At 66.6% G+C, this 2,602-nt stretch carries 2 protein-coding genes and 1 riboswitch; both genes read left to right on the forward strand.

The genetic code is table 11. The features are described 5' to 3' along the window. The first annotated feature begins 340 nt into the window (after nt 1–340). Nucleotides 341–423: riboswitch (SAM riboswitch) on the forward strand. 50 nt (nt 424–473) lie between these two features. Beyond that, nucleotides 474–1,985 (forward strand): AAA family ATPase, encoded by a 1,512-nt coding sequence (locus ACIRA7_RS16690; protein ID WP_396221958.1) that lies wholly within the window; start codon nt 474–476, stop codon nt 1,983–1,985. Continuing rightward, a partial coding sequence (locus ACIRA7_RS16695) for a hypothetical protein (protein ID WP_396221959.1) occupies nt 1,982–2,602 on the forward strand: 621 nt, incomplete at its 3' end. The genes ACIRA7_RS16690 and ACIRA7_RS16695, both read left to right, overlap by 4 nt.

The raw sequence follows: 2,602 nt of genomic DNA on the forward strand, positions 1-2,602 counted from the left end.
AAGACTCAATCGCGCCGCGGAAGACGGAGGTGGGGATTGATTCCGCTGTTGAGGAGGCGCATCCAGTCTCCGGAGGGATCCGCGCGCCCTCGCCGCTTCCTATGAGCACGTGATCGTGGAGCATCGCCGTCGATACAGCGCGACGGCCAAGCACCTCCTTGTTGGTCCAGCGCTCTGGAGCTGCTTGCAGTTCGTCAAGAATCAGCGTACCTTTTACTTGTCCCACCGCGGCGCTTTCTGGCGATTGCTGGCCGCGTTACAAATTCAGCTAAACCGCTCCCCGTCCAGCACACCGGCCCGGCAGCGATTTCGCTTGCCGGGCTTTTTCGTTTTCCGCACCACCGTACCACGTCGCGATTTGATTCGGCCAGCTTGTGGCGCGACGCTAAAGAAGTCCACTAAAGCGGACCACTGACATCACGCCGGCCGGCGTGGTGTCGCGCTCTGCGCAGCTCCTGCGCGGAGGTATTTCCATGGCAGTCTCTGTCCCGCGAATGCGACGCAAGTCGGCTCCCGCCGCCGTCGCCGTAAGCACCCCAGCGTTGGCGCCAGCAATCGCGCCCACCCCCGCCCCCCGCTCCCTCCTCCGCCCGCTCGGCGTCGTCGGCTACGACGCCCTCGAGCCCGCGCTCCTCGCCGCCCTCGCCACCGAAGAGCCGCTGCTGCTGGTCAGCGATCACGGCGCCGCGAAAACGCTGCTGCTCGTGCGGCTCGCCCACGCACTCGGCCTCGCGCTGCGGCACTACAACGCCAGCATCCTCCAGTTCGATGATCTCATCGGATTTCCCATCCCCGATGATGCCGGCGCCATTCGATACGCGGCGCCCCCCGGGGCCATCTGGGAGGCCGAGGTCGCATTCTTCGACGAGATCGGCCGCTGTCGTCCCGATGTCGCCAACAAGCTGTTTCCCATCATCCACGAGAAGCGCATTCAGGGCGTCGCCATCGAGCGTCTGCGCTATCGATGGGCCGCCACCAACCCGCCCCCCGACGCGCAGGAGCACGACGACTACGGCCGTTACGACGGCGTCGAAGCACTCGACCCCGCCCTGGCCGATCGCTTCGCGTTCATCGTGTCGCTGCCGCGCTTCGCTGACCTATGCGACGCCGACCGCCGGCTCATCATCAGTGGCATCGGTGACGCCCCCACGGCCAACGCCGCGAACACCGTGCGCGAGCTGGTGCACGCCACCAAGGCGCTCATTCCCACCGTCCGGGCCGAGTCGGGCGACGCGCTGGCGACCTACGTCGATGTGCTTATCGCCAAACTCGGCGCCGCCAAGATCACCATCGGTGGACGCCGGGCCGCCATGCTGCTGCGAAACGTCGTGGCCGTGCGTGCCGCGCACCTCGCACTCGGTCTCGCCAGCGACGAACGCGCCTGCCGTACCTCGGTGCTGTCGTCGATCCCCGACGTGGTGCGCACCAAGGTGTCGCGCGCCGCGCTGCTCACGGCGCACGAAGCGGCGTGGCGTGAGACGCGCATGAGCGATGACGATCCGCGCCGCACGCTGCTGTCGGTGCGCGATCCGCTGCGTCGCGCCCTGTTGGCCATCTCGCTGCCGGGCGTGGCGTCGGTGATTCGCGGCGAAGCGCTGTGCTCGGCCCTGGCCGATATGCCCACCGCGGAATCCACCATGCTGGCGTGGACGGTGTTGCCCACCCTGCTGAGTGGGGAGCTCGTACCCGCCACCGCCGTAGAGACCGTGGCGTCGTTGGTGTCGGAGATTGCGTACGGCGGAGCCGTGGTGCGGGGGTACGGGCCGCATCGCGATTGGGCCATTGATGTGCGGCGTCGCTTGTCACTCACCGCGCTGCCGGCCAACGACCTCGAGTTCATGCACGGAGTAATCGCCAAATTCTGCACCCCGGCGCAGCAACTCACCGGCGTACCCCTCCCCAATGCGGACCTCGTCATCGTTCGCCTGTTGGAGGTGCGCGAGGCCTGCCTCGCGTCGCTGGCCTCGCAGTTGAGGGCGTCATGACCGCGCGCTCCACCGACTTCGTACCGGCCTACCACAACTCCGGGCCCGTGCCCAACAACGCCTATCGCACCGGGGCCGTGGGCGTGCAGTTGGACGTGTCGAGCAACTTTATCGTGAGTACGCTGCTCGAAACGGTCAAGCTCACGCATCTGCTCGCCGGCCGTTCACAGGGGTACGCTCCACGACTGCACCCGGCGCTCATTCACGGCGCGGTCTGTTCAGCCCTGGTACAGCTCAATGCATCGGCGGCCGTCACACGCTCGTCCAAGGAGGCTATCAAGGCCCTCTCGGACAACGGCCTACCGCAGCGCGCGCCAGCCACACGGCTCATGGTGGAGAGCGCCATAGACTCGATCGTGTTGCTGCGCGACGTGATCGGAAACCACCAGCTGCTGCCGCCATTCCACGGGCTCGTGAGCTGCGTGCAATACGATAATGTGAGGCAACACAAACCCCTGCCCTGGCTGTCGTGCCCCGCCGATGATCGCATCGCCCCGCTGGCGTGGGGATTGGTCGCAGTCGCCTGTGCGTCGCCGCCGATTCTCCTGCTCAATCGACAGCCATCGCTGATGTGGTTTCGAGTCGGCCACTCACTGATGGTGCGATGGTTCGGCGCA

It is taken from the genome of Gemmatimonas sp. (genome assembly GCF_044376735.1).
GTDB lineage: Bacteria > Gemmatimonadota > Gemmatimonadetes > Gemmatimonadales > Gemmatimonadaceae > Gemmatimonas.

What these genes read in the sequence shown, in the direction of transcription:
- ACIRA7_RS16690 (WP_396221958.1), top strand. Translation starts at nt 474, where the DNA reads ATGGCAGTCTCTGTCCCGCGAATGCGACGCAAGTCGGCTCCCGCCGCC.